2 protein-coding genes are annotated in these 936 nt (G+C 70.3%); both read right to left on the reverse strand.

The annotated features are described in order from the left end of the window. A partial coding sequence (locus U858_RS0133175) for a carboxymuconolactone decarboxylase family protein (RefSeq protein ID WP_025141364.1) occupies positions 1–501 on the reverse strand: 501 nt, incomplete at its 3' end. Between the two features lie 3 nt (positions 502–504). Beyond that, positions 505–936, reverse strand: a 432-nt coding sequence (locus tag U858_RS0133180; protein ID WP_025141365.1) for a tripartite tricarboxylate transporter substrate binding protein, incomplete at its 5' end; no start/stop codon positions are given.

Consider the following 936-nt stretch of genomic DNA (forward strand, 5'->3'; position numbering starts at 1 on the left):
GCGCGACACCATGTTGTAGGCCGCGACCGTGGCGGTCAGTTCGACCAGTTCCTGGTCGTTGTACCGCGCGCGCAGCGGTGCGAACAATGCGTCCGGCACCTCGATGTCGCGCGTCATCGCATCGGTCAGGGCCAGGACGTCGGCTTCACCCGCTTCCAGGCCCGTCACGGCCGCCACCGCCGGGCCTGCGCGCAGCTGTTCCACCACAGCAACCGGCATGCCCGCCGCCAGTGCGTGCGGCACGTGGGCGTCGAACTCATAGGGCGCGTTGTTCAGGGTCGCCACGCGCAGGATGATCAGCTCGCGCACCCGCGGCGACAGCGACGTGTTCAGGCGGATGGCGGTCAGCATCGCTTCCCAGCCCTGCACCACGGCGGGGCTGTTCAGCAGCACCTGGTACAGGGGCGAGATGCGGCCGCGCGCGGCCGCGATGCGCGATTCGATGTCGGCCAGGGCCGGGCGCGTGCCCGGCGCCACCGGGGTGACTCGGCAGGCATCCATGGCTTACTCCGGGCGAATGTTCTTGCGCTGGATCAGCGCGGTCCACTTCTCGCGGTCGGCGGCGATCAGCGCGGCCAGTTCCTGCGGCGTGCTGGGCGCGGCCTGGGCGCCGAATTTCTCCAGCTTGGCGCGCACGGCGGCGTTGTCCAGCGTGGCGCGCAGCGCCTGGTTCAGCTTGTCCACCGTGGCGGCCGGCGTGGTGGCGGGCGCCACGATGCCATACCAGTTGTTGGACTCGACCCCGGTGATGCCCTGCTCGGCCAGCGTCTTCACGTCGGGCAACAGCGGGTGGCGCGTGGGCGCGGCAATGCCCAGCGGCTTGAGCTTGCCGCCCTGGATGTGGCCGATCAGGCCCGGCACGTCACCGAAGAAACCCGACACCTGGTTGCCCATGACGTCGTTGATGACCGGCGCGGCGCCCTTGTACGGCACGTG

Source organism: Achromobacter sp. DH1f (assembly GCF_000633435.1).
GTDB lineage: Bacteria > Pseudomonadota > Gammaproteobacteria > Burkholderiales > Burkholderiaceae_B > Achromobacter > Achromobacter deleyi.